Source organism: Burkholderia sp. AU33545 (genome assembly GCF_020419685.1).
GTDB lineage: Bacteria > Pseudomonadota > Gammaproteobacteria > Burkholderiales > Burkholderiaceae > Burkholderia > Burkholderia diffusa.
This window is the reverse complement of the sequence record NZ_JAIZRQ010000002.1, coordinates 896,945-922,921: the sequence shown is the minus strand read 5'-3', so window position 1 is coordinate 922,921 and position 25,977 is coordinate 896,945. Positions and strand designations below refer to the sequence as shown.

Sequence of the window (25,977 nt, the reverse complement as noted above, 5' to 3'; positions counted from 1 at the left end):
GCGAACTGATCGAGCTAGTTGCCGACGAGAGACCAGTCGACGTGGAGGTCGACAGCGACGTCACCGAGCTGTTGGTCGAGCTCAGGCCCGTGGAGAGCGAGTTGATGCCCGTCGAAGTCGACGTGGAGAGCGAGCTGATCGAGCTGGTTGCCGACGAGAGGCCGGTCGACGTGGACGACGACAGCGACGTAACCGAGCTGTTGGTCGAGCTCAGGCCCGTGGACAACGAGTTGATGCCGGTCGAGGTCGACGTGGAGAGCGAGCTGATCGAGCTGGTTGCCGAGGAGAGGCCAGTCGACGTGGAGGTCGACAGCGACGTAACCGAGCTGTTGGTCGAGCTCAGGCCCGTGGACAACGAGTTGATGCCCGTCGAGGTCGAGGTGGAGAGCGAGCTGATCGAGCTGGTTGCCGACGAGAGGCCGGTGGACGTGGACGACGACAGCGACGTGACCGAGCTGTTGGTCGAGCTCAGGCCCGTGGACAGCGAGTTGATACCCGTCGAGGTCGAGGTGGACAGCGAGCTGATCGAGCTATTGGCGGACGAGAGGCCAGTCGACGTGGAGGTCGACAGCGACGTAACCGAGCTGTTGGTCGAGCTCAGGCCCGTGGACAGCGAGTTGATGCCCGTCGAGGTCGAGGTGGACAGCGAGCTGATCGAGCTATTGGCCGAGGAGAGGCCGGTCGACGTGGAGGTCGACAGCGACGCCACCGAGCTGTTGGTCGAGCTAAGGCCCGTGGACAACGAGTTGATGCTCGTCGAAGTCGAGGTGGACAGCGAGCTGATCGAGCTGGTTGCCGACGAGAGGCCGGTCGACGTGGACGACGACAGCGACGTGACCGAGCTGTTGGTCGAGCTGAGGCCCGTGGACAACGAGTTGATGCCGGTCGAAGTCGACGTGGAGAGCGAGCTGATCGAGCTATTAGCCGACGAGAGGCCCGTCGACGTGGACGACGACAGCGACGTGACCGAGCTGTTGGTCGAGCTGAGGCCCGTGGACAACGAGTTGATGCCGGTCGAAGTCGACGTGGAGAGCGAACTGATCGAGCTATTAGCCGACGAGAGACCCGTCGACGTGGAGGTCGACAGCGACGTAACCGAGCTATCGGTCGAGCTGAGGCCCGTGGACAACGAGTTGATGCCCGTCGAAGTCGACGTGGACAGCGACGAGATCGAGCTATTGGCCGACGAGAGGCCGGTCGACGTGGAGGTCGACAGCGACGCGACCGAGCTCTTGGTCGAGCTGAGGCCCGTGGACAACGAGTTGATCCCCGTCGAAGTCGACGTGGACAGTGAACTGATCGAGCTATTAGCCGACGAGAGTCCGGTCGACGTTGACGACGACAGCGACGTAACCGAGCTGTTGGTCGAGCTGAGGCCCGTGGACAGCGAATTGATGCCGGTCGAAGTCGACGTGGACAGCGAGCTGATCGAGCTATTGGCCGAGGAGAGGCCGGTCGACGCCGACGTCGACAAGCTGCTGATCGCGCTCGTCGTCGTGCTCATCCCGGTGCTGAGTTGGACCACGGTGACCGCGTCCTGCGGTGCCGAGCCGTCGGCGACGTTCGTGATGCGACGCAGGGCCGTCGAGCTGCCGACCGACACTTCCGACGTCGGCGCGGCGCTGCCCGTCAGATAGCCCGTTCCCGTCGGCGCTGCCGCGCCGGTCACGCTGCCTGCACCGATCGCGACGCTGGATGCGTAGTTGGCCGTGCCGCCGAGCGCGATCGCGTTGGTGCCCGTCGCCGTTGCGCCGTTGCCGATCGCGGATGCGCCGGAGCCGGCTGCAGTGGCACCCGAACCGAGCGCGGTGCCGTTGGTACCGACCGACGTGACGGTCGCATTCGAACCGATTGCGATGCCTGACGTCGTCGCCGAGTTGACGTTCGAAAACCGGCCCAGCGCGATCGAGTTGGTGCCTGCCGCCACCGCACCGCCCGTGCCCGTGCTGTTGCCGCCACCGATCGCGATCGAGCTCGAGCCCGATGCGGTCGAGTCGTTGCCGACGGCGGTCGCGCCCGTGTTGAGCGCCTTCGCGCCGGAGCCGATGCCGATCGCGCTTGAGCCGGACGCCGTCGTGGCCTGGCCGAATGCCTGCGAATAGCTGCCGGACGCCGTCGCATTCGCACCGATCGCAATCGAGGTCGCGCCGCTGGCCGTTGTCTGGCTGCCTCCGTTACCGCCGATGGCAATTGCCTGGGCGCCGGTCGACGTGCCGCCGCCGGCGAAATACTGCGCGTGCGCAACGTTGCCGGCGGCCGCTCCCGCGACGAGCGCGACGGTTGCCACGACCTTTACGACGGCGGACTTGTTCGGCTTGCCCCGTGCCGAATCGTGTTCGGATGCTGCGACCCAGGCGCCAAGAGCTTCGTTCCAGATCGAGCGGTATGTGCGGTTCATGTCCTACTACCTCCAAATAAGCACGCCACACACCGGTCTCTTTCGTTAGATGAATTTGCCGTGCGCTCGCGCGAATCTCAAAATTGATGGGCGGAGTTTATTTGAGGAGGTATTTTGAGATTGACAAGAAGTGAAAAATTGAATGCTTTGAAAGTTAAAAAATTGTTAATGCATCGCGTTTTGATATATCCGAGTGTAAGAAAATTAAAAATGCGTGGAATGTTGAGTGAAGGGTGCCTCCTGGTTCGGCGGTTCGTGTAAAAAAACCATAAAAATCAAAGATATAGGTGATTTGTGTGTGTCACGTTACACATCGCCAGACACAAAAAGTAAGACAAGTTAAACGACAAACGTTTGCGGCAAACGTTTGCCTTTCTGGATTGTAATATTTGATAGTGTGCTAGCTCGAATGGATCCGGCGGTCTTGTTAACTTGTTAATTTGAGATTTGCGTCGGGTTTTTAATTGCATTTACGGAGTTTTCTAGAAAATCAAAAAAACATGAAGAAAGGATTGTCTGGCTATGCTGGTTTGCGCATTTCGCCGGACGCACTCGCCCGTGGGACGGGCCTTCCCCGGCGGCCGGCGTCACGAAGTTGTAAAAAAATGCTACCTGGGCATTGACTCAGCCATTGGGATTCCCGAGTGGAATCTGCCCTATTGACGTATTTCGTGTGATGGGTTCGGAGGCGAATTGGACGACGTGCCGGATCGTCCACGACGACGGTCGGAGACCGCGGGTTGAGGGCAACGGGAGCAGCGAGCAGGGAACGTCAGATTTGAGCCACGGTGACTCGGACTTGCTGGCGAGGGCGGACATGCCGCGGGAGGAAAGACGACGTGCAAGCGCGTCGGATCAGCACTGTCGGGCGGAGGGGGGGGCGTTGGCTGGCGTGACGTCGCACCAGTCAACGCGGGATGCGAGCCGGAGGGGGCTCGTCTCCGTCCGACAGTGTGTGCCGCCGTGCCGACGGCGGTCGCGGCCGCACGTCGCGGTTGTGCTACCCGGTCCGGGCGATGCAGTAAATCGCCCCGGACAAGGCGACGCCGGAAACCTGCCGCCGCGGCCTTATTTCCTCAGGAATCGCAGCGCGAGGCGCGCCATGCGCGGCACGAACATCAGGCGCAGCAGCCGTTTGTCGTACCCGGCCATCCGCCGGTCGTTCTCGCTGAGGCACAGTTCGATCAGTTCGCGCGGGTTGAGCGCATCGCCGATGTCGGCGGTGCTCGTCGCCGGGAAGTTCGCGTCGTGCGCGACGCCGTCCGCATCGATCCCGCGCGCGATGCCGATGCGTTCCCGGATCAGGAACGCCCACACGGCCGCAACCCGTGCGAAGAACCACGGCCGGCGCCACCACGGCAAACTCCGCCAGTACCACGCATACCAGTTCACGAAGAACAGGATGTGCCGGCCTTCCTCCTGGATCACGGGTTCGAAGGTGTCGACGAGTTCGGGCGGGAAAAAGCCGGAGCGCTGCGCCGAGCGGAACAGGCCGAACGCGAAGAAGCTGTCGATGCACTCGCTGAAGCCGGTCACCATCCACGACCACTCGGGGTCGTTCGGTGCCGGATAGGGCGGCTCGGGGGCGAGCGCGATGCCGTATGCCTGCACCAGCTTCGACAGTACGACCTTGTGCCGTGCCTCCTCGGCGCCGTCCATCTCGAGCGCCTGGCGCAACAGCGGATCGCCGACGGTCGCCGCGAAGGTGGCGACGCGGATCGACGCGCGGCCTTCGGTCTGCACGGCGATGTCCCAGATCGGCAGCGACGTGAGCCGCTTGAGTTCGTCGGGCTTGAGCGGTGGCCAGTCGATGACGGCCGGTTTGTACGGATTGTGCGTATCGAGCAGCATGTGGCAGAACATCTGCCGGTGCGCATCGGAACCGATCCTGACCGGACCCTGGTGCTTGAAGGTCCAGTTGCGCATGGCGTGATCTGCCGCTGCATGGTCTTTCAGCAGCGTGTCGGACATGGCTGTTGTTATGCGATTACGAGTCGAAAGATTTTTGCATAGCTTTCGTAATCGCGTATTTTCGAGCCGCCCCGCGCTGCGCTCAGGCCTGCGTGTCGACCCAGAGGCGCCCCCAGCGCGACGCGTACGCCAGCGCGTGCTCCTCTTCGAAGAAGAAATCGATCGCGTCGAACGACACGGCGCGCGGCGACGGACCGCCGCTTGCCTTCTCGATCGTCAGGTTCGCGGCGAACAGCCCGTTCGGCAGCCGGGCGGCAGCGGGGGCGACTTCGTAGCCCTTGTAGCGGATCGTGCGGTTCATGGCGTGCGCATGGAAGGTTCGGGCTTTCAGCGTACGAAAACGCGCGGCACGCGTGAACCAATCTTTCGGCCAATGCAAATCACGTGGCGGGCCGGATCGTTATCGGCGCGGCGAGCCGGCATGAAGCATGGGGGACGACGTTGCGATGCGCGCCGGACGGCCGGACACGCGCGCCCGCGCGCGGCGAACGTCGTCGGCCGGGCGCGGGCGGCGGGGAGGCTGGGGTTACTGGTTGGCGATCTTCAGCACGGGGGCGAGCGCGTCGACCGATGCGGCATGCGCGGCCGCGCGATGCGACGCGAACGCGAGCGCGAATTCGGCTGCTTGCGAGCCGACGGTTTCGAGCTGCGCGACGACCTTCGGATCCGAGCAACTGTCGGCGCTGTCGAAGCGCGTTTCGAGCGTGTTCACGGTGGCGCCGAACGGGGTCGGCCAGCCTCGCAGCGCGTGGACGATCGAACGCAGCGACGTCAGCACGGTGCCGGCGGCCTGCCAGCCGTAGGCCGTGACGATCAGGCCGACCGCGCGGCCGTCGAGGTACGGGCGCTCGTCGGCGCGCAGTTCCTCGAGCGTGTCGAGCGCGTTCTTCACGAGGCCGGACACGCCGCCGTGATAGCCGGGCGTCGCGATGATGATCGCGTCGGCTTCGCGCACGGTGTCGATCAGCTCTCGCTGCGCGTCGGTCAGCGTCTTGTGTTCGGGGGCGTAGTGCGGCAGCGTATGCAGGAACGGGCCGTCGAACAGTCGCGTGCGTGCGCCGGCGGCCTGCGCGCCGCGCAGCGCGAACGACAGCGCGCGCTCGGTCGACGACGCGGCTCGGGTGGTCCCGCCGATGCCGACCACGAACGGGCGGCGGTGTTGATCGAATGCAGTCAAGGGGCGCTCCTAGAGGATGGCTTGCCCGGCTAAGCACAGGCTTAAAACCAGATGGTAACGACCCCGCCGCCACTCTGAAAACGACTTTTCGTTCTATCGATATGCCATGCACGCGGGGCGAACGTGCGCGCGGCGACGCAGATGGATAGCAGAAATGCTTGGTTGGGACGGCGTGCCGCGTTCGATAAGATGGGCCCGTCTCCTCCATGATGTCTCTACTGACATGGGTTGGCCCCGCCGCGCGGATGCAGGCGGGGCTTTTTTTCGTCCGGCGCCGGAAAGGGGGTGCGATGCGCGGGCGTTATGCGGCGTTACGCGAACACCGGCCGGAAGAAGCTGCGCTCGTAGCTGACGATGCAGCGCGTTTCCTCTGCATACCGGAACGCGGCCTGGCAGGCGGGATCGGTTTTCGAGCGCTCACGGTAGCGCTCGTATTCGGCGAGGCTCGGGAACGAGAACATCGCAAGCGCGATGTTGCTGGCACCTTCGGAAGGCAGGAAGTAGCCGTGATGCGTGCCGCCGAATTGCTCGACGAGCGGAATCCACATCTTGCCGTAGGTTTCGAACTGCTCGAGTTTGTACGGATCGATGACGTAGCGAAGGAAGCAGGTGACCATGGGCGCTCGCGGTGCTGTTGAGGATCAGCGAGTCTGGATCGCGTCACCGGGCGTGTCAACGAGGAGCCGGCCGCGCTCGTGCCCGCTTCGTGCGTCGCGGGCAAGGTTTCGCGCGTGCCGACTTGCGTCGACGCCGACGTGCGCGTCATGGACTGCTTGCGGGCGCAACGATCGGTGAGTGCGGCCACGTGTTCGACGGCGCCGAACGCATGCGCATGCACACCGTCGCACCATCGTTTCACTTCTTGCGACGCCTCGCAGCGCGCGACTGCGGCCTGATTCGTCGTGCCGGCGTGGTATCAATCGTCGCGTGTGTGCGTGTCGCTGCCGCGCGCGAGGCGCCATGCGATGGTGCCGAGCACGCCGACCGCAACGACCAGCGCCCCCCAAAGCACGTAACGGCGGATCGCGTCATTATCGGCGGCCGGCTCCGACGGGGCCGCCGAGACCGGCAGGGCCGCGCCGACGCGCGCGGGCCGCACTTCCGGCGCCATCCCGACCAGCAGCGCATCGCGGCCCACGGCCGACGAAGGCAGCGACGCATTGCCGACGCCGAGCGTGAACGGCGGCGTGCCGCGCGCGACGAACGTCAGGGCGGCCGGATGCCAGCCGACCACGACGGACGGCTGGCCGCCGCCGAGCCCGCCGTTGCGCATGTCGACGACGATTCGCCACGCGCGATCCGGGTTCGACGCGAACGCCAGCGGCGGGTTGCGCTGTTCGCCTCCCTTGCCCTGCAGCCGGAACAGCACCCCGCCGGCGACGTCGCGCCACGGCGTTTGCGTGTCGGGGCGGCTCTGCAGCGTTGCGCGCGCAACCGTATTCGGCTGTGGAAGGCCGATGCGCACGCGGTCGACCGGATAAGCGCCGTCGGTGTCGAACAGATACTCGCCGGGCGCACTGCCGGCCCGCACGTGCGCGGCTTCGCGCCATTGGCGCGGCACGGCCGCGCTGTCCGCCGTGCGTGCATCGTGCGGTCGCGTTTCGGTCTCGATCGACGCGATCGAGGGCGCGCCGTCGAGCCAGTCGAGCCGCAGGTAGCGCGGCCCTGTGCCTTCGAGCGCGATGCGTTCCTGCATCAGCATGTCGCCGCCGCGCCCGACCTTCAGCAATTGCGTGCTGCCGAGCGAGCGCCAGCTGCGCAGATCGTCGCTCGCCGCGACTGCGACACGCCCCTGGTAGCTGTCGTCGCTGATGTGCACGAGCAGTGCGTCGACCTCGCCGTCCGCGTGCGACAGGTCGACGAGATCGGCCGCATGCTTCGCGCGCGCCGGCGCGGTGACGGCTGCGCGCAGCGAGCCGTCCGGCGCAACCGACACGCCGAGCGGTGCGTGCCCGTCGTCGGCGCGCGCCGGCGGCAGCGGGAACCACTGCACCGGCGTGCGCGACGGCGGCACGGCCGCCGCCGCTGGCGTATCGAGCGAGTAGGGCACGGGTTCGCCGTTGCCGTTGAAGATGCGCACGTCGCCGAGATCGTCACGCCGGCTGGCCGCATAGACGGCCTGCGGCACGGTCAGCTGGTAATACGCGGCGGTGCCGTCGAGATCCAGCGAGAAGCGTTGGGCAACGCGTTCGGCACCGGGCGTGCCGTCGGCCGCCGCGAACGACGTCAGCAGGCTCAGGCCGAGCAGGGCTGCGAGTCGCTTCATGGTTGGTGATCATCCCGTTGGGCCGCGGCCTTCGGCGGCAGCGGCGAGAAATAGCCGATCAACAGCAGCAGGATGCCGATACCGATGAACGACACGATACGTTCGATGCCGGTGACGTGCGACAGGTCGAACAGGAACAGCTTGATCACCGTGAGCGCGAGCAGCGCGGCGCCGACGAACCACAGCGGACGCAACCCGCGGCGCGTGGCCCAGATCATCGTCGCGAGCGCGCAGAGTGTCCAGTACACGGAAACCGACGCCTGCACGAGCGTCGATTCCGCCATTGCATCGAACGCGTACGGCACGCCGGTCCAGTGATGCAGCGTGCGCAACAGGATCGCGTTCAGCCACAGGAAGGCCGTCGCGCCGGCCGCGCCGAGCAACTCGACGCGGTAGTTGCCGAACGACCAGCCGAGCTTGCGCGCGCGCACGAACCACGACGCGGCGAGCGCATAGACCACCACGAGCACGAGGTCGAGCGGATTGAGCAGCGGGACGCGCGCCCAGCTGCCGCCGTCCTGCGTGAAGTTCGCGTAGAAGGTCCAGCCCCACATCACGACGATCAGCGGCAAGGACGCGAGCGCACACACGCGCGCGATGCCGTCGCGGCGCGTCAGCCACATGCCGGCGAACGCGAACAGACTCCAGCCGACCATGAACACCTGCTGAATGCCGAACGACGACAGCACGGCGTCGATGTCGTAGGCGAGGTGGAAACGGTGATGCAGCGTGCGCAGCAGCAGCGCGTTGAACCACAGGAACACGGTCGCGAGCGCCGCCAGGTCGGCCGCGAGTGGATGCCAGACGACACCGAGCGTCTTCAGGCGGCGCAGCCAGGTCGCGAACGCGACGAAGATCAGCAGTTGCGCGACGTCGAGCGGATTGAGGAGCGGCAGCCAGAATAGCGGCGACGCATCGCCGTCGCTCGTCACGCTGGCGATGCTCCACAGCCACAGCAGCGCGGCGAGCGGCGCGGCCCCCCACACCTGATACGCACGCGGGAACGCGGCGACGGGCCAGCGCAGGCGGGAGCCGGGGCCCGAAACCAGCAGAAGCAGCGCGCCGAAGCCGTAGGCCCACGCGCTCCAGCTCCACGCGCCTTCGGGCACGAACGCGCGCAGGCGCCAGAAGCCTTCGAGCGAGAATAGTCCGCACAACGTCCAGAACATCAGCGTGTGCAGCGGCGCGATCACCGGGGCGGGGAGGGCCGCCACGGCCGACGTGCCCGTCGCGCCCGCGACCGGGCCAGCCGCCGCCGTGCCGCGCGACTGACGCAGCAGCAGCGCATAGCATGCGATGACGGCGATCGGCCACGCGAACGCGCCCATGCCAGACAGTGGTGCCTCGTGCGCATCGAACGCGCGCAATGCGAGCAGCGCGAGCACCGGCGCCAGCGCGAGTGCGGGCCATTCTGCGATCGGCCACGCGAGCTTGCGGCGCCCGACGTGTGCAAGCCATGCGGTGCCGGCTGCGAACAGCGCGGTCGCGTCGACGACGAAGCGGTCCGCATGCAGATCGACGTGGCGGCTCGCATAGACGAGGATCTCGTGCAGCCCGCCGCTTAGCCACCACAGCAGCCCCCAGGCCGCGGCTGCCGCGCCGACGTCCGGCATCCATGCGTGCCACGCGCGCGCTTCGTCGCGCCCGTGCAGCCACCAGCCTGTGAACAGCCCGGCGAGCGCGATCAGCAGCATCGCGATATACGGGCTGTTGAGCACCGGCAGCGCGTTCGTGTCGGCCGGCCCGAGCAGGCTCGTGAAGAATGCGCCGGCTGCGGCGATCTGCATCAGCAGGCCGAAGCCGAACGGCGCAAGGCGTTTCTCGCGCACGCCGACCCACACGATCGCCGCGCCTTCGATCGCCCACGCGGCACTCGTCGTCGGGCCCGAAAATGCGAGCGGCACCGCGAGCGTCGCGAAGATCACCGCCAGCGCGAGCATCGCTTCGAACAGCAACGCGAGACGGTCGCGGCGCCGCGCGAGCCATGCGGCGACCGCGACGTAGAACGCCGACAGCGCGACCGAACTCCACGCGAGCCCGAACGGCATGTCCTTCACGAGCGCCGCCTGCAGCGCCGTCGCGACGATCGGGGTGCCGAACACGAGCGTGCCGTCCACGTAGTGGCGCAGCGCCAGTTCGCGTTTCACCGCATACAGCAGCGCGATGCCGACATACATCAGGAAGAACAGGATCAGGAACGGTTCGGTGGTCGCGAACAGCGCGGGGCGGTACGCCGTCACGCCCCACGCCGAGCCGATCGTGAACGTGAACACGAAACCGAGCAGGTTCAGCGGACGCCAGGCCTTGAACCATGCGATCGCGAAGATGCCGGCGTTCAGCAATGCGTAGTAGCTGAACAGCGCGACATGGCTGCCGTGGCCGGTCGACAGCAGCACCGGCGCGAGAAAGCCGCCCGCACTGCCCATGAATGCAAGCGGCAGCGCGTTCTGCTTCACCGCGAGGAACGCGCTCAGCGCGCACACCGCGACCATCAGCGGGAACGCCGCGCCGACCGGCAGCAGTGCGTAGAGCTTGGTCGCGGCGAAGATCGTCAGGTACAGGATGCCGATGCCGCCGCCCTGCAGCACGAGGCCGTATGCCGCGCGGCGCGCACGCACGCGCCAGCCGATCGCCAGGAGCGCCGCCGCGGCGAGTGCCGTGCCGGCCAGGCGGAATTCGATCGGCAGCATGTTGTTGTCGGCCGCGTACTTGAGCAGGAAAGCGACGCCGAAGAACAGCACGATGATGCCGACGCGCACGACCGTATTGCCGCCGAGCAGCCAGTCGCGCGCGGCGCGGAACGCGCGTTCGGCGATGCCGGGTTCGCGGGGTTTCGGCGGGGCGGGAGGGGCAGATGGCGAAGTCGTCGCGGGCGGATGCGTCGGCGCGCCGGCAGCGGCGGTCGCGTCGCTCGTCCGCGTGGCGACTGCCGGTGCGGGAGCCGGGATGGACGTCGACGGCGTCACGCCGGCGCGCGCGACGGCCGGCTGCACGGACGGCCGCGGCGGCATTGCGGCGGGTGAAGGCGTGACGGTGGCGGGCATCGCCGGTGCCATTTGCGCGGCGCTGCCGGTCGTGGCGGCACCGGCCTTCGCGCCCGCGAGTTGACCGCGCAGCACATCGAGCTCGCGCGTGAGCGTGTCGACCGTCGCTTCGAGGCGCGCGACGCGATCGGCGAGCGGCACGGGAGCGGGTTGCGGTGTCGCGGGATTGGTGTAAATCGCGAATGCGTCGGGTATCGTGCCGCCGCTCTTGCGCTTGCGTTGCTGCAGCGCGTGACCGATGCAGAACCCCACCGCCGCGCCGAGCAGCGTGCCGTTGGCGGCAGAGAAATCCCCGAACAATGCGGCGATACCGCCCACGATGAAACCGATTGCGGCAAAAGCCCAATTCATCGCCTTGCTCCCTCTCTCATTTCGTTATCGTCCTTCGATCGGCGCGCGGCTCGATCGAGGCTGTTTCAGTATGGCCGGCAGGCGAACCGGCATGCGCACGCCGTCGGCGCAGCGCCACGGCCAAGGCGCGCGGCGACGTCGCGATCAGCGTGTTTGCCGGCAATGTATCACAATGGCCATGGGGGATTTTCTGGGTTGCGGGCGGGCTGCGAATCGTGGCTGTCGCACGTTCGCGATGCGGGGTTTCGTACGACCATTCTTTTCGCACGAACGGGGCAGACGAGGTCGTCCGATCGGACGTGGAATTGTCGCAAAGCGACGCGCGGCCTCCGCGGGTTGATGCAAAACGACACCGCTTGCGCGTCGCGCTGCTGCGCACAAGTCATGCTCGAGATGCCCGCCGTTATTGGCCTTGCGCGTATTGCATCGCCGCAATCGAGTGCCGCCGAGCGCCGCGCCCCGCGTGGCGTGGCTGCCGGGTGTGTCGTATTTGCGCAAGCGTTTGTCGTAATTCGTCGGCAGGTCGGGGTTTTTTCTGGCAACTATGTAGGCACGCTATGCGACGCGTGAGTCCCCGCTACACGAGGAGAAGGTTTCGATGGATGCCCCCAAGGTCGTGGTCGAAGGTCTGTGCAAGGTATTTGGAAGCAACCCGCAGCAGGCACTCGACATGCTCGCTGCCGGCGCGACGAAAGATGATGTGCTCAAGCGTACCGGTCAGGTCGTCGGTGTGCACAACGTATCGTTCGACGTGCAGGAAGGCGAAATATTCGTGCTGATGGGCCTGTCCGGCTCCGGCAAATCCACGCTGATCCGCCTCGTGAACCGGCTGGTCGATCCGAGCGCCGGCAAGGTGCTGATCGACGGGCTCGACGTCGCGTCGGCACGCCGCTCCGCCCTGACGGCGCTGCGCCGCAAGGACATGAGCATGGTGTTTCAGTCGTTCGCGCTGATGCCGCATCGCACCGTGGTATCGAATGCCGCGTTCGGCCTCGAGGTCGCAGGCATCGGCAAGAAGGAACGCGAACGCCGTGCGATGGAGGTGCTCGAGCAGGTCGGTCTCGCACCGTTCTCGCACAAGCTGCCGTCCGAGCTGTCGGGCGGCATGCAGCAGCGCGTCGGCCTGGCCCGCGCGCTGGCCGTGAATCCGTCGTTGATGATCATGGACGAGGCGTTCTCCGCACTCGATCCGCTCAAGCGCCGTGAAATGCAGGACGTGCTGCTGCAACTGCAGAAGGAACAGCGCCGCACGATCATGTTCGTGTCGCACGATCTGGAAGAGGCGCTGCGCATCGGCAACCGCATCGCGATCATGGAAGGCGGCAGGCTCGTGCAGGTCGGCACGCCGCAGGACATCATCGCGAACCCGGCCGACGACTACGTGCGCGCGTTCTTCGACGGCATCGACACGAGCCGCTATCTGACGGCGGGCGACCTGATGCAGACGGGCGCCGTGCCGACCATGTCGAAGTGCGATGCCGCGAACGTCGCGGCGACGCTGAACGGCAGTGCCGAATACGCGTTCGTGCTGGACGCCGCCCGCAAGATCCGCGGCTTCGTCACGCGCGAGGCGATCGGTCAGGACACGCCGTCCGTGCGGCCGATCGAAAGCATCCGGCGCGATGCGTCGCTCGAACATGTCGTCGCGCGCGTCGTCGCGAGCCCGAATGCACTGCCCGTCGTCGATGACGACGGCTGCTACTGCGGCTCGGTCGACCGCGCACTTATCCTGAAGGCCATCACGCGCTCGCGAGGCTCCCATGTCTGAAATGATTCCGCTCGGTAGCTGGGTCGACCAGTCCGTTCACTACTTGCTCGACCATGACGCGGCGACGTTCGATACGATCGGCCGCGCGATCGAGGGCCTCGCCGCATTCGTCGAGCACAGCCTGCAGGCGATCCCGATGTGGCTGATGATGGCGATCTTCATCGGTGTCGGTCTGTGGCGCGTGGGCTGGCGCTTCGCGCTGTTCACCACCGCGTCGCTGCTGCTGATCTTCGCGACGGGCTTCTGGGACCAGACGGTCATCACGCTCGGCCTCACGCTGTCGTCGACGATCGTCAGCCTCGTGCTCGGCATTCCGCTCGGCATCTGGGCGGCGAAGAGCAAGTGGGTCGCCGCGATCGTGCGTCCGATCCTCGACCTGATGCAGACGATGCCGGCATTCGTGTATCTGATTCCGGCCGCGATGCTGTTCGGTCTCGGCCGCGTGCCGGGGATCCTGTCGACGGTGATTTTCGCGATGCCGCCGGCCGTGCGCCTGACGAGCCTCGGTATCCGTCACGTGAACCGCGAGATCGTCGAAGCAGGCCAGGCATTCGGTTGCACGCCGTGGCAGCTGCTGTACAAGGTCCAGTTCCCGAACGCGCTGCCGTCGATCATGCAGGGCGTGAACCAGACGATCATGATGGCGCTGTCGATGGTGATCATCGCATCGATGGTCGGCGCGGGCGGCCTCGGCAACGACGTCCTTGCAAGTATCCAGCGCCTCGACATCGGCCTCGGCTTCGAAAGCGGTCTGTCGGTCGTGCTGCTCGCGATCATTCTCGACCGTATCACCGAGAGCTTCGGCCGCGCGCCGGGCACCGTGAAAGCACCGCTGTTCTCGGGCCTGAAGCAACTGCTCCGCGCGAAGGCCACGCCCGCGCAAGCGTAAGCAACCGGCGGCCGGTTCGCCCTCCGGCCGCCTCCCCTGATTCGATACCGGCTTCCGTGGCGTTTGCCACGGGGCTGGCCGCGTGCAACCTGCTCAATTCGCCAGGAGCCCGATGTGACGTCCGCCGCCGCTGCCGCCGTGCCCGCCGCTTGCGTTTCACCGGTTTCGTCCCTTGCCCATTTCGGCTTCCTGACGCTGCCGAATTTCTCGATGATCGCGTTCTCGAGCGCTGTCGAAGTGCTTCGGATGGCGAACTACGTCGGGCGATCCGACCACTACCAGTGGTCGATCTATTCGCTCGACGGTGCGCCCGTGCATGCCAGCAACGGCATCGCGGTGCGGCCGACCCAGGCGCTCGACTACACGAACCTGCCTGACGTGATGATCGTGTGCGGCGGGATCCGCATCCGCGACGTGGTCGACGACGGCGCGCGCGACACGCTCGTCGCGCTCGCCGAGCGCGGGCTGCCGCTGGGCGGCATCTGCACAGGTGCGTATGCGCTGATGTCGGGCGGTCTGCTCGACGGCTATCGCTGCACCGTGCACTGGGAGAACCTGTCCGCGCTGCATGCGGAGTTTCCGCGGGTGGGGTTCGCCGACGAGTTGTTCGTCGTCGATCGCGACCGGCTCACCTGCACCGGCGGCACCGCGCCGCTCGACCTGATGCTGAACCTCGTCGGCATGCGTTTCGGCCAGCAGCTCGCCGCGCAGGTGTCCGAGCAGTTCATCCTGGAGCGCATCCGCAGTTCGACCGACACGCAGCCGATTCCCGTCGATGCGCGCGTCGGTTTCTCGCGCGCGGAGCTGATCGAGGTCGTGCGACTGATGGAGGCGAACATCGAGGAGCCGCTTTCGCTCGAGGAACTCGCGCGGCTCGTGCGGCTTTCGCAGCGGCACCTGCAGCGCATGTTCAAGGTTTACCTGAATGTGTCGCCCACCCACTATTACCTGACGCTGCGTCTGAAACGCGCGCGCGACCTGCTGCGCACGACCGACGCATCGATCGCGCGCGTGACGACGACGTGCGGATTCCATTCGCCGTGTCATTTCAGCAAGGCGTATCGCGCGCAATTCGGTCACGCGCCGAGCTACGAGCGACGGTTGCCGGGGCGCTGACGCGACCCGCGCGAGCCATTCGGTCCGCGACGCCGCCGGGATCTCGGCACGCGGTTTCAACACTCGATCCCGCACCCATGAAAAACGACGTCACTTTGAGGAGAAGACAGATGAAGCGCCTATTGATCGCAGCGGCATGCGGGATCGGGATTGCAGCGCCGATGTCGGCGGTTTATGCGGCCGACCCGCCCGTATGCAAGAACGTGCGCTTCGCGGACGTCGGCTGGTCCGACATCGCGGCCACCACCGGTCTCGCATCGACGATGCTGCAGGGGCTCGGCTACACGCCGACCAAGACGATCGCGTCGGTGCCGATCACGTTCGCGGGCATCAAGAGCAAGCAGATTGACGTGTTCCTCGGCTACTGGTCGCCGACGATGGATCCGATCATCCAGCCGTTCACGAAGGCCGGCACGATCAAGGTGCTCGCAACGCCCAACCTGACCGGCGCGAAATACACGCTCGCGGTGCCCGACTACGTGTACCAGGGCGGCCTGAAGTCGTTCGCCGACATCCAGAAATTCGCGGACAAGCTCAACGGCAAGATCTACGGGATCGAACCGGGCAACGACGGCAATCTGCTGATCAAGAAGATGATCGACGGCAACCAGTTCGGCCTCGGCAAGTTCAAGATGGTCGAGTCGAGCGAGGCCGGGATGCTGGTCGAGGTGAATCGCGCGATCCGCGACAAGCAGTGGATCGTGTTCCTCGGCTGGGAACCGCATCCGATGAACGTGCAGATGAAGATCGATTACCTGAGCGGCGGCGACGACGTGTTCGGCCCGAACTACGGCGAAGCGAAGGTGCTGACGGCCACGCCGCCCGACTACGCGCAGCGCTGCCCGAACGTCGCGAAGTTCGTGTCGAACCTGCAGTTCACGACGACGATCGAGAATCACGTGATGGTGCCGATCATGAACAAGGAGGATCCGAACAAGGCCGCGGCCGAGTACCTGAAGGCGAATCCGCAGGCGCTCGACAAGTGGCTCGCGGGCGTGACGACGATCGACGGCAAGCCGGGTCTGCCGGCGGTGAAGGCGTATCTCGGCGTGCATTGAGCGACGAGACGAACGGCGCGCTCGCTGAAGGCGGCGCGCCGGCGTGATGAAACGCGGCCCTCCCGTATCGCGCGGGCGGGCCGCGTTGTTTTCGGGCCTGGAGCCGATCGACGAAGCGCCGGGCCGCGAACGAACGTCACGATTCCTTCGTCGCCGCCGGCACGTCGAACACGCGATCGAATGCCCACTGGAACACGAACGCGTAGCAGAAGAAGAACGCGAACAGCCCGATGTCGACGACGAACGCGTCGAACCACGAGATGTCGAGCCACCACGACACGACCGGCACGAGAATGAAGATCAGCCCGCCCTCGAATCCGGTCGCATGCAGGATTCGCCGCGCGAGCGTGCGCCTCGGCTGCCGGCGCGACGCTTCCCAGCGCTCGAACAGCGCGTTGAAGATCATGTTCCACAGCAGCGCGATCGCGGACATCGTTGTGGACAGCGCGCCCGAATAGACGAGGCCCTGCTTGAAGATCGCCGCGATCGCAGGCGAGATGCAGGAAATGGCGATCGCTTCGTAGAGCACTGCCTGCGTGATCCTGCGCTGTAGGCCTTGCACGTTGTTTCTCCGGTTCGACGGTGACTCGACGGTTGCTTGCGCGGCACGGTGCCACGACGTCCCGCAAGGCTACGTGCGTTGCGCGAGCGCTTCAATTCACCTAATCTCACCCGGATTGAATCGAATTCAACCCGGCCGGACCCGGCCCGCGAGGCCCCGTGTTCTCGAAAATTCCCCTGACCGCATTGCGTGTATTCGAGTCGTCGGCACGGCTCGGCTCGTTCAAGGCTGCGGCGGACGAGTTGTCCGTGACGCCCGCGGCCGTGTCGCATCAGATCAAGTCGCTCGAAAGCCGGATCGGCGTGCTGCTGTTCGAACGTGGCGCGAGCGGCGTGCGGCTCACGGAGGAGGGCGAGCGCCTGTTTCGCGCGAGTCACGATGCACTGCTTGCGCTGAGCCGCGGGCTCGACGCGGTGAGGCCCGAAGCGGCCGATGAGCGCACGCTCGTGCTGACGACTACGCCGGCGTTTGCAGCGATGTGGCTGATTCCGCGCCTCGGCCGGTTTCGGCAGGTCGATCCGCAATTGAACATCAAGGTCGAGACCGGCAACACGCTCGCCGATCTCGAACGCGACGCGCGAATCGATCTCGCGATTCGCGCGACGTCGCGCACGTTTCCGGCACTGCACGAGATTGCGCTGATCGACGAGTATTTTGGCGCGTATGCGGCTACCGGGTTCGATGCGCATCGTTCGGATGAGCGCCTCGATTTGATCGAGACCGTGTGGGATACGCCGCTGCCGGTGTCGATCGATTGGGCCTCGTGGTGTCGTGCGGCGGGCCGGGGCGTGTGGCTCGAACGCGCGGTGTTCCGTCACTACGACGACGAGCATTACGCGTTGCAGGCGGTATTGCACGGGCAGGGTGTCGGGCTGCTCAGTTCCGTGCTGGTTGCCGAGCACGTCGAGCGCGGGGCGTTGATGCCGATCGAGCCGTCGGTGCGGCTCGCCGGCGCACGCTTCGTCGCGCTATGCCGGCCCGGGCGGGAACGCGAGCCGCAGGTCAGGCGGTTTCTCGAGTGGCTCGAAGCGGAGATCGCGCGCACGCGTGGGGCGGTGGCCCGAATCGCGCCGCGAATGTGAAGCAACGGTCCGGCGCCTGCATTCCGCTGTGAGGCGTTCGGGTCCTTCGTTACCCGAAACGCACGCAATACACCGGCGGCAAATGCGCGGAGACCTGTCGCCAGTTTTCACCGCCGTCGCCGGACGTCCATAACCCTCCCGTCGTCGACGCCATCGCGAGACGCGTGCCGGAGTCGTCCACCGCAAGCCCGTGCCGATACACGAGGTCGTAGGCCGGCGCGGGCGGCAGCCCGTTCGACAGGCTCTCGAAGCTGCGGCCGCCGTCGCGCGTGCGCGTGACGACGAACCGGCCGTTCACCGGAATCCGGCACGCATCCTTCACCGCCGGTACGAACCATGCGGTGTCGGGATCTGCCGGATGCACGGCGACCGCGAAGCCGAAGCTCGACGGCTGCGCTTCGATCCGCTGCCAGTGCGCTGCGCCGTCGGTCGAGCGGAAGATCGCGCAGTGATGCTGAGTCCACAGCACATCGGGAGCGGCCGCGCACTGGACGACACGGTGCGGATCCTGCACGTTGGGTTCGCCGCGCCGCTCGGGCGGCATGTAGTCGGCCTCCATGCCGTCGGCGCTGACGCGCCAGGTCGCGCCGCCGTCGAAGGTCTGCCAGACGCCGCCGCACGAAATCCCGATCGTCACGTGCCGGCTGTCGCGCGGATCGACCATCACCGAATGAATGCCGGCTGCATCGTAGCCACCGCCGAACCACTCGGCACGCTCCGGGCGGTTCCATAGCGCGTGGTTGAGCACCCACGAATCGCCGCCGTCGTCGGAGCGGAACAGTCCGCCCGGTATCGTGCCTGCCCACAATACGCCCGGCTCGTCGGCGCCGCCTGCTTCGAGCGACCAGATCTGCTGAAGCGTCCAGGGTGGGCGCGGCGGGGCAGGCGCTTCGTCATCCGAATCGCCGGCGCCTGTGTGTGTGTCGGCGTTAACGCGAGGCGCGTCGGCGGGCTGCGGTGGATAGACGGGGACTGCACATTCTTCCCAGGCGGCGGCACCGGTGCGCCGGCGATGCAGCTTGACGCCAAAATGGCCGAGATTGAGCGCCGCATACAGCGTGCCGTCGCGCGGGTCGGCCAGCGCCATGCTGACGAGTTCGCCGATGAAGTGCGGCTCGCCGAGCGACCAGCCGCCTTTGCCGTCGGGGTGCAGCACGAACAGGCCCTTGCGGGTCGCGACGAGCAGTCGATCGTTCATGTCGGGTGTCTCCAGGAAGTCCGACCGGGCGCTTGTTTCGATGGAGATGCGTCCCTTTATCCGCCGGACAGCGCCTGCACGACATAGACGCGGCTGGCATCGCCGAGCGCATCGGACAAGTGTTGCCGGTCGCGTACCGGCTGGCCGTCGATGAACACCGACAGGTGCTTTCGCAGCGCACCCTGGTCGTCGACGATATAGCCGCGCAGCCGGGGTTGCTCGCCGAAGACGGTTTCAAGCGCTTCGCCGAGCGTCCGTGCGTCGATGTCGCGCTCGGGCGTCTCGATATGGCGCTGGATCGACGCCGCGAAGAAGAGGTGGGCCATGGCAGTGGCTGGCAGGAGCCGCGCGGGGGGACGGTCTGTAGTGTAGGCGATCGATCGGGCCAGCAGCGACATTTGCCGTACGGCCGGCGGCGCGACGACGTTGCTGCGTCGCGCCATGATCCGGCTATGCATATTTGTCGCCGACGGTACTTCGCACCGGATGCGTGTCGTAGATGATGACCATGCGCTCGATGCGCGCGTCGTCGTCGAATTCGAAGACGTCGACGCACTCGAACCGCACCTCGGAGCCGTCCTTCAGTCCCCAGTCGTAGACGAAATAGCCGGTGGCCCGACGTGCGCCCGTCGTGCTGACGCAGATGTCGAGCGGCGTGATCCGGCTTTGTCCGGATGCCGCCGCGACTTTTTCGAAGAAGGGCTGCGGCGCCATCCAGCCGAGAAACGGCGAGAATATCCGTGCATCCGGCGCGAACAGCGCGCAGATCTCGGCGACGTCGCCGCGTTCGAGTGCTTTCAGGTAGGTATCGACCTGCCGCGTGTATAGTGCGTCGGACGACGAGACCATGGTATTTCTCCGCTGATTGTTGACGAGCCTGCCGCGACAGCCGCCGCGAACCGGTTCAACCACGATAGCGATGCCGCGATGACCGAACAAACGAATAATCCGCAACCCGGGTATGTCGCCCGCGCATATCCGCTGGCGGATCTGACGCGTGCGCTGCCGCCGCTGACGGCGTTCCAGGCGTTCGTCGCCGCCGCCGAACTCGGCAGTTTCAACCGGGCCGCCGAGCATCTGTGCCGGACCCAGGGTGCGGTGAGCCGTCAGGTGCAGCAACTGGAAGCGCACTACCGATGTGCGTTGTTCGTCCGTCATCCGTCGGGATTGACGCTGACCGCGGAAGGCGGCGCGTTGCTGACGGTGGCCGTCAACGTGCTCGCGCAACTGGCGCAACACGCGCATGCCCATGCGGATTCCGCGTCGACCCTGACGTTGCGCTTGCCTTCCACGTTCGCGATCCGGTGGCTGCTGCCGCGGCTCTCGGCCCTCAATCACGCGTTGCCGCGAACCGAATTGCGTATTCACACGTCGGCAGACGACACACCGGATTTCACCGACGCCGATTTCGATGCCATCGTCGTGCGCGGTACCGGAAACTGGCCGGGAATGGTGGTCGTGCCTTTATTCGACGAGTGCCTTACGCCGATGTGCACGCGCGACGCAGGCACGTCGTTGAAGTCGTTCGCCGATCTCGCGCATGCGACGCTGCTGCATCCCGCGCGCAATCGCGACGAATGGCGATGCTGGCTCGACGCCGTCGGCGCAACGCAGATCGACCCGGGCACCGGGCTCGTATTCGATACGCTCGAACTGACGTTGACGGCCGCGGCTCACGCGCACGGCGTCGCGATCGGCGATCCGCGCATGGCGGCGGATCGGCTGGCTGCCGGCGCGCTGGTCACGCCGTTTCCGGACGTGGTGCGCAACGGTCTGGGTTACTACCTCGTCTACCCGGCGCAGCGCGCCGCGCAACCCGCGATTCAAGCGCTCGCGGAGGTTCTGACGCGTCTCGCGCGCGAGGATTGACCGCGAAGGGCGTGCGCCGTGCGGTTCGCTAAATCGGAATCGACCGCCCGCGAATCCTGATCCCGAGCCGCACGACGCCGATCACCGCATTCGACACCCACGTGAGCAAGCGCGGCATGCCACGCCGTCGGATATCGAGCAGCAGCACGATCCGCACTTCATCGCTGTCGTTCCATACCTCGTGCACGAACGTGTCGTCCCACAGAAGGAAACGGCCTTCCTCGAGCCGATATTCATGACCGTCGACCTTCAGCACCGCGGCCGGCGTGCCGTCGGCGCGCTTCGGCATCGACAGCACGAGATAGCCGCGCAGGATGCCGCGAAACGGCCCGCGATGCGGCGGGATGTGTTTGCCGGGCGCGAGGAACGACAGCGACACGGACAACACGTCCGGCGACGCCGCGACGATCGACGCGACGGTCGGGCAGCGCGACAGGTTGCGCGGGAACGGCTGGCCGTAAGCCTGCATGATGAACATCCGCCAGTCGCGCGCATCGTTGGCCGAGATGTCGTGCTGCTCGCGCATGATCTCGTGGAAACGCGGGATGCGCGGCAGGTCGCGCGCGACGGCCAGCGCTTCCGCGCGAATGGCCGGCCACGCGCGGACGAATCGCTCGGCGTCGGGGAACATGGCCGAGTCGAGCACGGCACCGCTGTCGATATGACGGTCGAACAGTGCGCGAAGCAGGCCGGCTGCATAGTCGTAAGCGACGGACATGATCGAGGCGCGATCCACAAGGTGTCGTCAGTCTGCCCCACGCGCGGTGGGGCTTGCGTTACGTCAGGTTACGCCGGCTGACGAAAGAATGACAGTTCGATGAACGTCCGGCACAAGCGGTTCGCCATTCCGGGAATAAACGGACACCCAGCGTCGTCATACGGGTGTAGCACGTCGTCTCGTTGACTTCTCAAGGAGTGGAACATGAACACGCATTGGCTGGTGGCCGCCGCCGTGGCGGCGATTTCTCTCGCGGGTATCGCGCCGCAAGCGTCGGCACAGGCACTGACGCGCGCGCAGGTCAGGCAGCAACTGATCGACGCCGAAAACAACGGGCTGCGCTTCGTGACCGATACGTCGTATCCGGACGTGAGCCCGCTGTTCCAGCAGCAAGCCGAACAGATGCCTCGGCATCAGGCCGAAACGGCGGTCGGCAGCGATCCGGCCGCGACTTCGGATGCGGGAAGGCCGACGGTACTGCCGTCGCGTCCGCGTTCGGCCGCGTGCGTGGGCCCCGAGAGCTTCTGCACGCCGTATTTCGGAAGCTGACGTAGCGGACTGCCGCGGCCGGCCCGAAATCCACGAAGGTTGATCGCCGCGCAAGATTGAAGGAGTTGATGATGAAAACATGTATCGCACTACTGATGATGATCGGCGTGATATCTGGTCAAGCTGCATTCGCGCAATCGAATGCGCCGCTCACACGCGCCCAGGTTCGCGAGGAACTGATTCGTCTGGAAGCGGCGGGCTACGATCCGTCGAAGGGGGACGACGGCGAATATCCCGCGGACATTCAGGCCGCGCTGGCGAAGCTCGCCGAGCAGGATCGGGCGAGGATGGCGGCTTTGCCCGCCGCGCCGGCGCCGGCTTCCGTCATGCCGGTGCAGACCGACAACTAGGTGTCGACATGTACGTGTGTGTCTTCAGGCCGACGTGTTCGCGGTACGGCGATACGCATGTCGTTCGCGGCACGCGGCCTGGCCGAATTGCACGGACGGCGAGGCCGTCGATCGCGCGCCGCTTCGCGCGGCGCCGCGATCAGCTCGTTGCCCGATTCCGATGGGCGCGCAGGTGGATTGCAGGATGAGCCGCGATGCAGGCGAGCGCGCGATCGGCCATTGCGGGGTATCTGCCCGTGACGGTGCGCAAGGGGGGGCGGCGGCGAAATTACCAGGGCATCATCCGTTGCATGACCCTGTCGCGCAGGACGAAACGATGCGCGACCGCGGCCGAGACGTGAAGGCAGATGCCGCCGAACAGTGCCCACGCGAGGATGCCGTGCACATCGCCCATCGCGTGCCCGAATCCCGAGCCGGCCGCCGACAGCGCCGGCAACGGGACGACGCCGAACAGCGTCACGGCCCATGCGCGCGACGACGCATTGATCCAGCCGAGCAACGGCACCGCGATCAGCAGTGCATAGAGCCCGAAGTGCGTCGCGCCGGACACCGCGCGCATCGCGGGCGACAGTTCGTCGGCGGGTGGGCGATGCGTCACGCGCCAGAGCACGCGGCAAGCCATTGCGGCAAGCAGCGCGGTGCCCACGATCAGGTGCGCGGCGATCAGGCCGACCGGTTGAGTATCGCGATGCACGTCGGGCATCGTCCAGCCGATTGCATACTGCGCGACGACCAACGCCACGATCAGCCAGTGAAGAAGGCGTGCGACTGCGTCGTATCGGGCGGTTGTAGACATAAAAGCTCCTGGCAAGCGGATGAGGACCGTATCTTCCGGCGGATTTTACGGCCGAATCCTTAACGAAACGTTAAGCGTGCTGCCGCGCAGCGGCTTCGCCCGCTAACGCCTGCGTGCCATCGATCCGAGCGGATTCAGCCGACGGCAACGCGATCGTGACGCCGAGGCCGCGGCCGCCGATGCCGGGCCCGAACTGCACGGTTCCGCCGAAGTATTGCGCGATGCGCTGGACGATCGACAGCCCGAGTCCGCTGCCGGGCAACTGCGTGCCGACGCCGCGATAGAAACGATCACCGAGCCGCTCGTGCTCGCCCGGGGCGACGCCGGGCCCGTCGTCGCGCACGACGATGCGCTGCGCAGCGCCGTCGTCGTGTACGTCGATCTCGATGCGGCCACCTTGCCGGCCGTACTTGACCGCGTTGTCGAGCAGATTGTCGAGCAGGATCCCGAGCAGGATCGGATCGGCCTGGATCGCTCGTCCGGGCGTGCCGGTGGCGACGATGTCGATGAAGTGATCCGACGCCTTCGCGAGATGCCGCTCGATGGCCGCGTCGACCAGTTCGCGGACGACGACGGCGCGCACCGGAATGCGTTCGTATTCGTCGAGTCGCGCGAGCAGCAGCAACTGTTCGGCGAGACGCGCGCTGCGATCGACGCCTTGCACCACGCGCTGCATGGCGAGCTGCTTGCGCACCGGATCGTCGGTCGCGAGCGCCACCTGGGCCTGCACCTTGATCGCGGCCAGCGGCGTCTTGAGTTCGTGCGCCGCGTCGGACGTGAATGCCCGCTCGCGCACGATGGATTGCCGCAGTCTGGCGAGCAGGCGGTCGATCGCGTCGACCAGCGTGCGGACTTCTTCCGGGACGGTCGTGATGGCGAGCGGTTCGAGCGAGCGCGCATCGCGCGCGCCGATCTGCGTCGACAGCGTTTTCAGTGGTGCGAGACTGCGCCCGATCAGGTACCAGAGCAGCAACGCCAGCACCGGGAGCGCGAGGATCAGCGGCCAGACGATGCCGCGCGCGATGCCCGTCGCGAGATCGCTGTGCGTGTTGGCCGGCTCCATCACCCGTATCCATCGCCCCGACACGTCGTTGCGCAGCGTGTGCGTGCGCCATTGCGTGCCGCGCACGACGATCGTTGAAGGGGTGTCGCTTCGGCCCGCTGCATCGGGCCGGCCGGGGGCGTCGACCGGAAGGCTCGACGCAACGACGTTGCCCCGAGCGTCCCGGACTTCGAACAGCACGTCGCGCGGCAGACGATCGCCGTCGTTGTCTCGGGTCGCGGCCGACGTGCCGTGCGCCAGTTCGATGCGCGCGTCGGGCGGGAAGCGGGCGAGGCGCTCGAGGTCGGCCGGTGCAAGATCGACGAGCAGCGACGCATATTCGACGAGACGGGCGTCTTCCCATTCGCCGATCTCGCGTGTCGCGTGCCGGAAGCTGCCGAACACGGCGACGATCCACACGACGGTCACGCAGCCGAGCGCCATCGACGAAACGCGGCGTCGTATCGAGCGCGAGGTCATGGTTTGTCGACGACGTAGCCGATGCCCCGCACCGTCCGGATCAGTTCCGCGCCGAGCTTCTTGCGCAGGTTCGAGATGTGAACCTCGATCGCATTGCTTTCGATGCCTTCCTGCCATCCATACAGGCCGTCCTCGAGACGCGCCCGCGACTGGGGCATGCCCGCACGACTGACGAGCTGAACGAGGATGGTCCATTCGCGTGACGTCAGCGCGATGCGCGCGGCATCGCGTGTCACCGTCTGGGTGGTCAGGTCGATCGTGATGTCGCGCCACACGATCTCGTCGCCGGCGCGGCCCTGCGAGCGCCGCACGAGCGCGCGACAGCGGGCGAGCACCTCGGATAGCTCGAACGGTTTGGCGAGATAGTCGTCGGCGCCATCGTCGAGGCCGCGGACCCGATCGGCCACGGTGCCGCGCGCGGTCAGGACGAGCACCGGCGTGGTATCGCCCGCGTCCCGCATCGCACGCAGCAGTTCCGTTCCCGATTTGCCGGGCAAGCCGAGATCGAGGACGACGAGCGCGAAGCGCGTCGTCGCGAGCGCGGCGGCGGCGGCATGACCGTCGCGCAGCCAGTCGACCTGGTAACCGGCCTGACTCAGGCTGATTTCGAGGCCGCTGCCGATCAGGTCGTCGTCTTCGACAAGGAGGAGTCGCATGGTCGATTCGTGTGCAGATACGTGCAATTGTACGAGCCCGACTGTGCGCGCCGTGCAACGGATTGTAATTGCGTTCCCTCAAATATCGCCCGATTCTGAAGAACGCTTAAGGTTCGGCACCGACATTCCCGCTACCATCGCCCACAACATTTCTCGGGACGATCTCCGCTTCCCCTGATCCCGAACCGGGTTCGGCGCGTCCGGCACGCGCTTGCCCGTCCACCCGCGACCATGTCGATCGACGCACGATCGATGCGGGCCGTCCGCACGGGAGGTTCATTCCTGATGGCACCCTCGACGATCGAGCGATGGCGCGCCTACCTGTTGATCGCCGCGCTCGCCGGTATGTTCATTCAGTGTTTCGTGCTGGTTTCGTTGTTTGCGCTGCGCGTACCCGAAGCGTTTTTCACGACGATGACATTCCGCATCTGGACCGTCGTCGCGGTCGCGACCGCGATCCTGTCAGCCCGTAAGGTGGCCGACGCGGCGTTCAGGGCCGCTGACGTGTGCGGCCATGTGCGCGTGTCCGGAATCGATCGCCGCACGGTAGTCGTGTCATCTGATTGCGCGTACCGTTGGTTGATCGTCCTGCATATCCGGCTCAACGGGAATCGATACGGCGGCGTGTAAGGGTGAG

General features: G+C 66.2%; 24 protein-coding genes and 2 pseudogenes. 11 read left to right on the top strand and 15 right to left on the bottom strand.

Translation table 11 applies throughout. The features are described 5' to 3' along the window. Together LGM71_RS33385 and LGM71_RS33380 are read left to right on the top strand one after the other, a co-directional pair. A partial coding sequence (locus LGM71_RS33385; protein WP_413226859.1) for a hypothetical protein occupies window positions 1-1,637 on the top strand: 1,637 nt, incomplete at its 5' end. A gap of 219 nt (window positions 1,638-1,856) precedes the next feature. After that, window positions 1,857-2,102 (top strand): DNA-directed RNA polymerase II, encoded by a 246-nt coding sequence (locus LGM71_RS33380; RefSeq protein WP_413226858.1) that lies wholly within the window; start codon window positions 1,857-1,859, stop codon window positions 2,100-2,102. Window positions 2,103-2,311: 209 nt separating this feature from the next. On the opposite strand, the pseudogene LGM71_RS33375 reads toward LGM71_RS33380, so the two are convergent. The 7 genes and pseudogenes from LGM71_RS33375 to LGM71_RS10050 form a co-directional block, all read right to left on the bottom strand. Continuing rightward, window positions 2,312-2,398 (bottom strand): annotated as a pseudogene (locus LGM71_RS33375) (ESPR domain-containing protein); the annotation flags it as partial. A gap of 1,068 nt (window positions 2,399-3,466) precedes the next feature. Beyond that, window positions 3,467-4,369 (bottom strand): ferritin-like domain-containing protein, encoded by a 903-nt coding sequence (locus LGM71_RS10075; RefSeq protein ID WP_226114759.1) that lies wholly within the window; start codon window positions 4,367-4,369, stop codon window positions 3,467-3,469. Between the two features lie 82 nt (window positions 4,370-4,451). Next, window positions 4,452-4,670, bottom strand: coding sequence for a hypothetical protein (locus LGM71_RS10070; protein ID WP_006749916.1), 219 nt, complete (start codon window positions 4,668-4,670; stop codon window positions 4,452-4,454). Between the two features lie 225 nt (window positions 4,671-4,895). Further along, window positions 4,896-5,546: an NADPH-dependent FMN reductase gene (locus LGM71_RS10065; RefSeq protein ID WP_124629771.1), complete on the bottom strand. Its 651-nt coding sequence runs from the start codon at window positions 5,544-5,546 to the stop codon at window positions 4,896-4,898. Between the two features lie 311 nt (window positions 5,547-5,857). Further along, window positions 5,858-6,163, bottom strand: a complete 306-nt coding sequence (locus tag LGM71_RS10060; RefSeq protein WP_059598866.1) for an NIPSNAP family protein — start codon at window positions 6,161-6,163, stop codon at window positions 5,858-5,860. 299 nt (window positions 6,164-6,462) lie between these two features. Further along, window positions 6,463-7,812, bottom strand: coding sequence for a DUF3999 domain-containing protein (locus LGM71_RS10055; protein ID WP_226114758.1), 1,350 nt, complete (start codon window positions 7,810-7,812; stop codon window positions 6,463-6,465). Further along, on the bottom strand, window positions 7,809-11,207 hold the full coding sequence (locus LGM71_RS10050; protein WP_226114757.1) for a DUF2339 domain-containing protein: 3,399 nt from the start codon (window positions 11,205-11,207) through the stop codon (window positions 7,809-7,811). The genes LGM71_RS10055 and LGM71_RS10050 overlap by 4 nt, the downstream gene beginning before the upstream one ends. Window positions 11,208-11,565: 358 nt before the next feature. On the opposite strand from LGM71_RS10050, the pseudogene LGM71_RS10045 reads away from it, so the two are divergent. From LGM71_RS10045 to LGM71_RS10030, 4 genes and pseudogenes are all read left to right on the top strand, one after another. After that, window positions 11,566-12,975, top strand: a pseudogene (locus LGM71_RS10045) (quaternary amine ABC transporter ATP-binding protein); the annotation flags it as partial. Then, window positions 12,968-13,864, top strand: coding sequence for a choline ABC transporter permease subunit (gene choW, locus LGM71_RS10040; RefSeq protein WP_059681521.1), 897 nt, complete (start codon window positions 12,968-12,970; stop codon window positions 13,862-13,864). The pseudogene LGM71_RS10045 and the gene choW, both read left to right, overlap by 8 nt. A 114-nt stretch (window positions 13,865-13,978) precedes the next feature. After that, window positions 13,979-14,980 (top strand): GlxA family transcriptional regulator, encoded by a 1,002-nt coding sequence (locus LGM71_RS10035; RefSeq protein ID WP_124629774.1) that lies wholly within the window; start codon window positions 13,979-13,981, stop codon window positions 14,978-14,980. A 110-nt stretch (window positions 14,981-15,090) separates the two neighbouring features. Beyond that, window positions 15,091-16,038, top strand: a complete 948-nt coding sequence (locus LGM71_RS10030; protein WP_059534053.1) for a choline ABC transporter substrate-binding protein — start codon at window positions 15,091-15,093, stop codon at window positions 16,036-16,038. Window positions 16,039-16,174: 136 nt separating this feature from the next. Here LGM71_RS10030 and LGM71_RS10025 read toward each other — a convergent pair whose 3' ends face one another. After that, window positions 16,175-16,600 carry a PACE efflux transporter gene (locus LGM71_RS10025; RefSeq protein WP_226114756.1) on the bottom strand — a complete coding sequence of 142 codons (426 nt, stop codon included), beginning with the start codon at window positions 16,598-16,600 and terminating at the stop codon, window positions 16,175-16,177. A 158-nt stretch (window positions 16,601-16,758) separates the two neighbouring features. Here LGM71_RS10025 and LGM71_RS10020 point away from each other — a divergent pair, with 158 nt between their 5' ends. Further along, a complete protein-coding gene (locus LGM71_RS10020; RefSeq protein WP_151051178.1) occupies window positions 16,759-17,682 on the top strand; it encodes a LysR substrate-binding domain-containing protein in 924 nt (307 codons plus the stop codon). Window positions 17,683-17,731: 49 nt separating this feature from the next. Here the strand turns inward: LGM71_RS10020 and LGM71_RS10015 are convergent, their stop codons facing one another. The 3 genes from LGM71_RS10015 to LGM71_RS10005 all read right to left on the bottom strand — a co-directional run bounded on the left by LGM71_RS10015 (window position 17,732) and on the right by LGM71_RS10005 (window position 19,729). Next, the gene (locus tag LGM71_RS10015) at window positions 17,732-18,880 is read right to left on the bottom strand and encodes a WD40/YVTN/BNR-like repeat-containing protein (RefSeq protein WP_226114755.1); all 1,149 of its coding nucleotides are present in this window, start codon (window positions 18,878-18,880) and stop codon (window positions 17,732-17,734) included. A 56-nt stretch (window positions 18,881-18,936) separates the two neighbouring features. After that, window positions 18,937-19,206 carry a MoaD/ThiS family protein gene (locus LGM71_RS10010; RefSeq protein WP_014898460.1) on the bottom strand — a complete coding sequence of 90 codons (270 nt, stop codon included), beginning with the start codon at window positions 19,204-19,206 and terminating at the stop codon, window positions 18,937-18,939. A 124-nt stretch (window positions 19,207-19,330) separates the two neighbouring features. Then, the gene (locus LGM71_RS10005) at window positions 19,331-19,729 is read right to left on the bottom strand and encodes a nuclear transport factor 2 family protein (protein WP_124622221.1); all 399 of its coding nucleotides are present in this window, start codon (window positions 19,727-19,729) and stop codon (window positions 19,331-19,333) included. Window positions 19,730-19,807: 78 nt separating this feature from the next. Between LGM71_RS10005 and LGM71_RS10000 the strand changes: the two genes are divergently transcribed. Continuing rightward, window positions 19,808-20,749, top strand: a complete 942-nt coding sequence (locus LGM71_RS10000; protein ID WP_226114754.1) for a LysR substrate-binding domain-containing protein — start codon at window positions 19,808-19,810, stop codon at window positions 20,747-20,749. 28 nt (window positions 20,750-20,777) lie between these two features. On the opposite strand, the gene LGM71_RS09995 is transcribed toward LGM71_RS10000, so the two are convergent. After that, window positions 20,778-21,467 (bottom strand): aspartyl/asparaginyl beta-hydroxylase domain-containing protein, encoded by a 690-nt coding sequence (locus tag LGM71_RS09995; protein WP_226114753.1) that lies wholly within the window; start codon window positions 21,465-21,467, stop codon window positions 20,778-20,780. Window positions 21,468-21,671: 204 nt separating this feature from the next. Between LGM71_RS09995 and LGM71_RS09990 the strand changes: the two genes are divergently transcribed. Together LGM71_RS09990 and LGM71_RS09985 are read left to right on the top strand one after the other, a co-directional pair. Then, window positions 21,672-22,016, top strand: a complete 345-nt coding sequence (locus tag LGM71_RS09990) for a DUF4148 domain-containing protein (RefSeq protein WP_059600302.1) — start codon at window positions 21,672-21,674, stop codon at window positions 22,014-22,016. Window positions 22,017-22,087: 71 nt separating this feature from the next. Further along, a complete protein-coding gene (locus LGM71_RS09985; protein WP_226114770.1) occupies window positions 22,088-22,366 on the top strand; it encodes a DUF4148 domain-containing protein in 279 nt (92 codons plus the stop codon). 268 nt (window positions 22,367-22,634) lie between these two features. On the opposite strand, the gene LGM71_RS09980 is transcribed toward LGM71_RS09985, so the two are convergent. The 3 genes from LGM71_RS09980 to LGM71_RS09970 form a co-directional block, all read right to left on the bottom strand. Beyond that, a complete protein-coding gene (locus LGM71_RS09980; protein ID WP_124901073.1) occupies window positions 22,635-23,162 on the bottom strand; it encodes a cytochrome b in 528 nt (175 codons plus the stop codon). A 70-nt stretch (window positions 23,163-23,232) separates the two neighbouring features. Continuing rightward, window positions 23,233-24,684 carry an ATP-binding protein gene (locus LGM71_RS09975; RefSeq protein WP_226114752.1) on the bottom strand — a complete coding sequence of 484 codons (1,452 nt, stop codon included), beginning with the start codon at window positions 24,682-24,684 and terminating at the stop codon, window positions 23,233-23,235. Continuing rightward, complete coding sequence (locus LGM71_RS09970; RefSeq protein WP_059600300.1) at window positions 24,681-25,340, bottom strand: response regulator; 660 nt, start codon at window positions 25,338-25,340, stop codon at window positions 24,681-24,683. The genes LGM71_RS09975 and LGM71_RS09970 overlap by 4 nt, the downstream gene beginning before the upstream one ends. Window positions 25,341-25,571: 231 nt before the next feature. Here LGM71_RS09970 and LGM71_RS09965 point away from each other — a divergent pair, with 231 nt between their 5' ends. Then, window positions 25,572-25,970 carry a hypothetical protein gene (locus LGM71_RS09965; RefSeq protein WP_124622207.1) on the top strand — a complete coding sequence of 133 codons (399 nt, stop codon included), beginning with the start codon at window positions 25,572-25,574 and terminating at the stop codon, window positions 25,968-25,970. Window positions 25,971-25,977: the final 7 nt, after the last annotated feature.

Bases quoted from the DNA above. Each gene is read 5' to 3' on its own strand.
- choW (WP_059681521.1), top strand. From the start codon at position 12,968: ATGTCTGAAATGATTCCGCTCGGTAGCTGGGTCGACCAGTCCGTTCAC.
- LGM71_RS09995 (WP_226114753.1), bottom strand. From the start codon at position 21,467: ATGTCCGTCGCTTACGACTATGCAGCCGGCCTGCTTCGCGCACTGTTC.
- LGM71_RS10060 (WP_059598866.1), bottom strand. From the start codon at position 6,163: ATGGTCACCTGCTTCCTTCGCTACGTCATCGATCCGTACAAACTCGAG.
- LGM71_RS10055 (WP_226114758.1), bottom strand. From the start codon at position 7,812: ATGAAGCGACTCGCAGCCCTGCTCGGCCTGAGCCTGCTGACGTCGTTC.
- LGM71_RS33380 (WP_413226858.1), top strand. From the start codon at position 1,857: ATGCCTGACGTCGTCGCCGAGTTGACGTTCGAAAACCGGCCCAGCGCG.
- LGM71_RS09990 (WP_059600302.1), top strand. From the start codon at position 21,672: ATGAACACGCATTGGCTGGTGGCCGCCGCCGTGGCGGCGATTTCTCTC.
- LGM71_RS09970 (WP_059600300.1), bottom strand. From the start codon at position 25,340: ATGCGACTCCTCCTTGTCGAAGACGACGACCTGATCGGCAGCGGCCTC.
- LGM71_RS09965 (WP_124622207.1), top strand. From the start codon at position 25,572: ATGTCGATCGACGCACGATCGATGCGGGCCGTCCGCACGGGAGGTTCA.
- LGM71_RS10030 (WP_059534053.1), top strand. From the start codon at position 15,091: ATGAAGCGCCTATTGATCGCAGCGGCATGCGGGATCGGGATTGCAGCG.
- LGM71_RS10050 (WP_226114757.1), bottom strand. From the start codon at position 11,207: ATGAATTGGGCTTTTGCCGCAATCGGTTTCATCGTGGGCGGTATCGCC.
- LGM71_RS10075 (WP_226114759.1), bottom strand. From the start codon at position 4,369: ATGTCCGACACGCTGCTGAAAGACCATGCAGCGGCAGATCACGCCATG.
- LGM71_RS09980 (WP_124901073.1), bottom strand. From the start codon at position 23,162: ATGTCTACAACCGCCCGATACGACGCAGTCGCACGCCTTCTTCACTGG.
- LGM71_RS10070 (WP_006749916.1), bottom strand. From the start codon at position 4,670: ATGAACCGCACGATCCGCTACAAGGGCTACGAAGTCGCCCCCGCTGCC.
- LGM71_RS10015 (WP_226114755.1), bottom strand. From the start codon at position 18,880: ATGAACGATCGACTGCTCGTCGCGACCCGCAAGGGCCTGTTCGTGCTG.
- LGM71_RS10005 (WP_124622221.1), bottom strand. From the start codon at position 19,729: ATGGTCTCGTCGTCCGACGCACTATACACGCGGCAGGTCGATACCTAC.
- LGM71_RS09975 (WP_226114752.1), bottom strand. From the start codon at position 24,684: ATGACCTCGCGCTCGATACGACGCCGCGTTTCGTCGATGGCGCTCGGC.
- LGM71_RS10000 (WP_226114754.1), top strand. From the start codon at position 19,808: ATGACCGAACAAACGAATAATCCGCAACCCGGGTATGTCGCCCGCGCA.
- LGM71_RS09985 (WP_226114770.1), top strand. From the start codon at position 22,088: ATGAAAACATGTATCGCACTACTGATGATGATCGGCGTGATATCTGGT.
- LGM71_RS10010 (WP_014898460.1), bottom strand. From the start codon at position 19,206: ATGGCCCACCTCTTCTTCGCGGCGTCGATCCAGCGCCATATCGAGACG.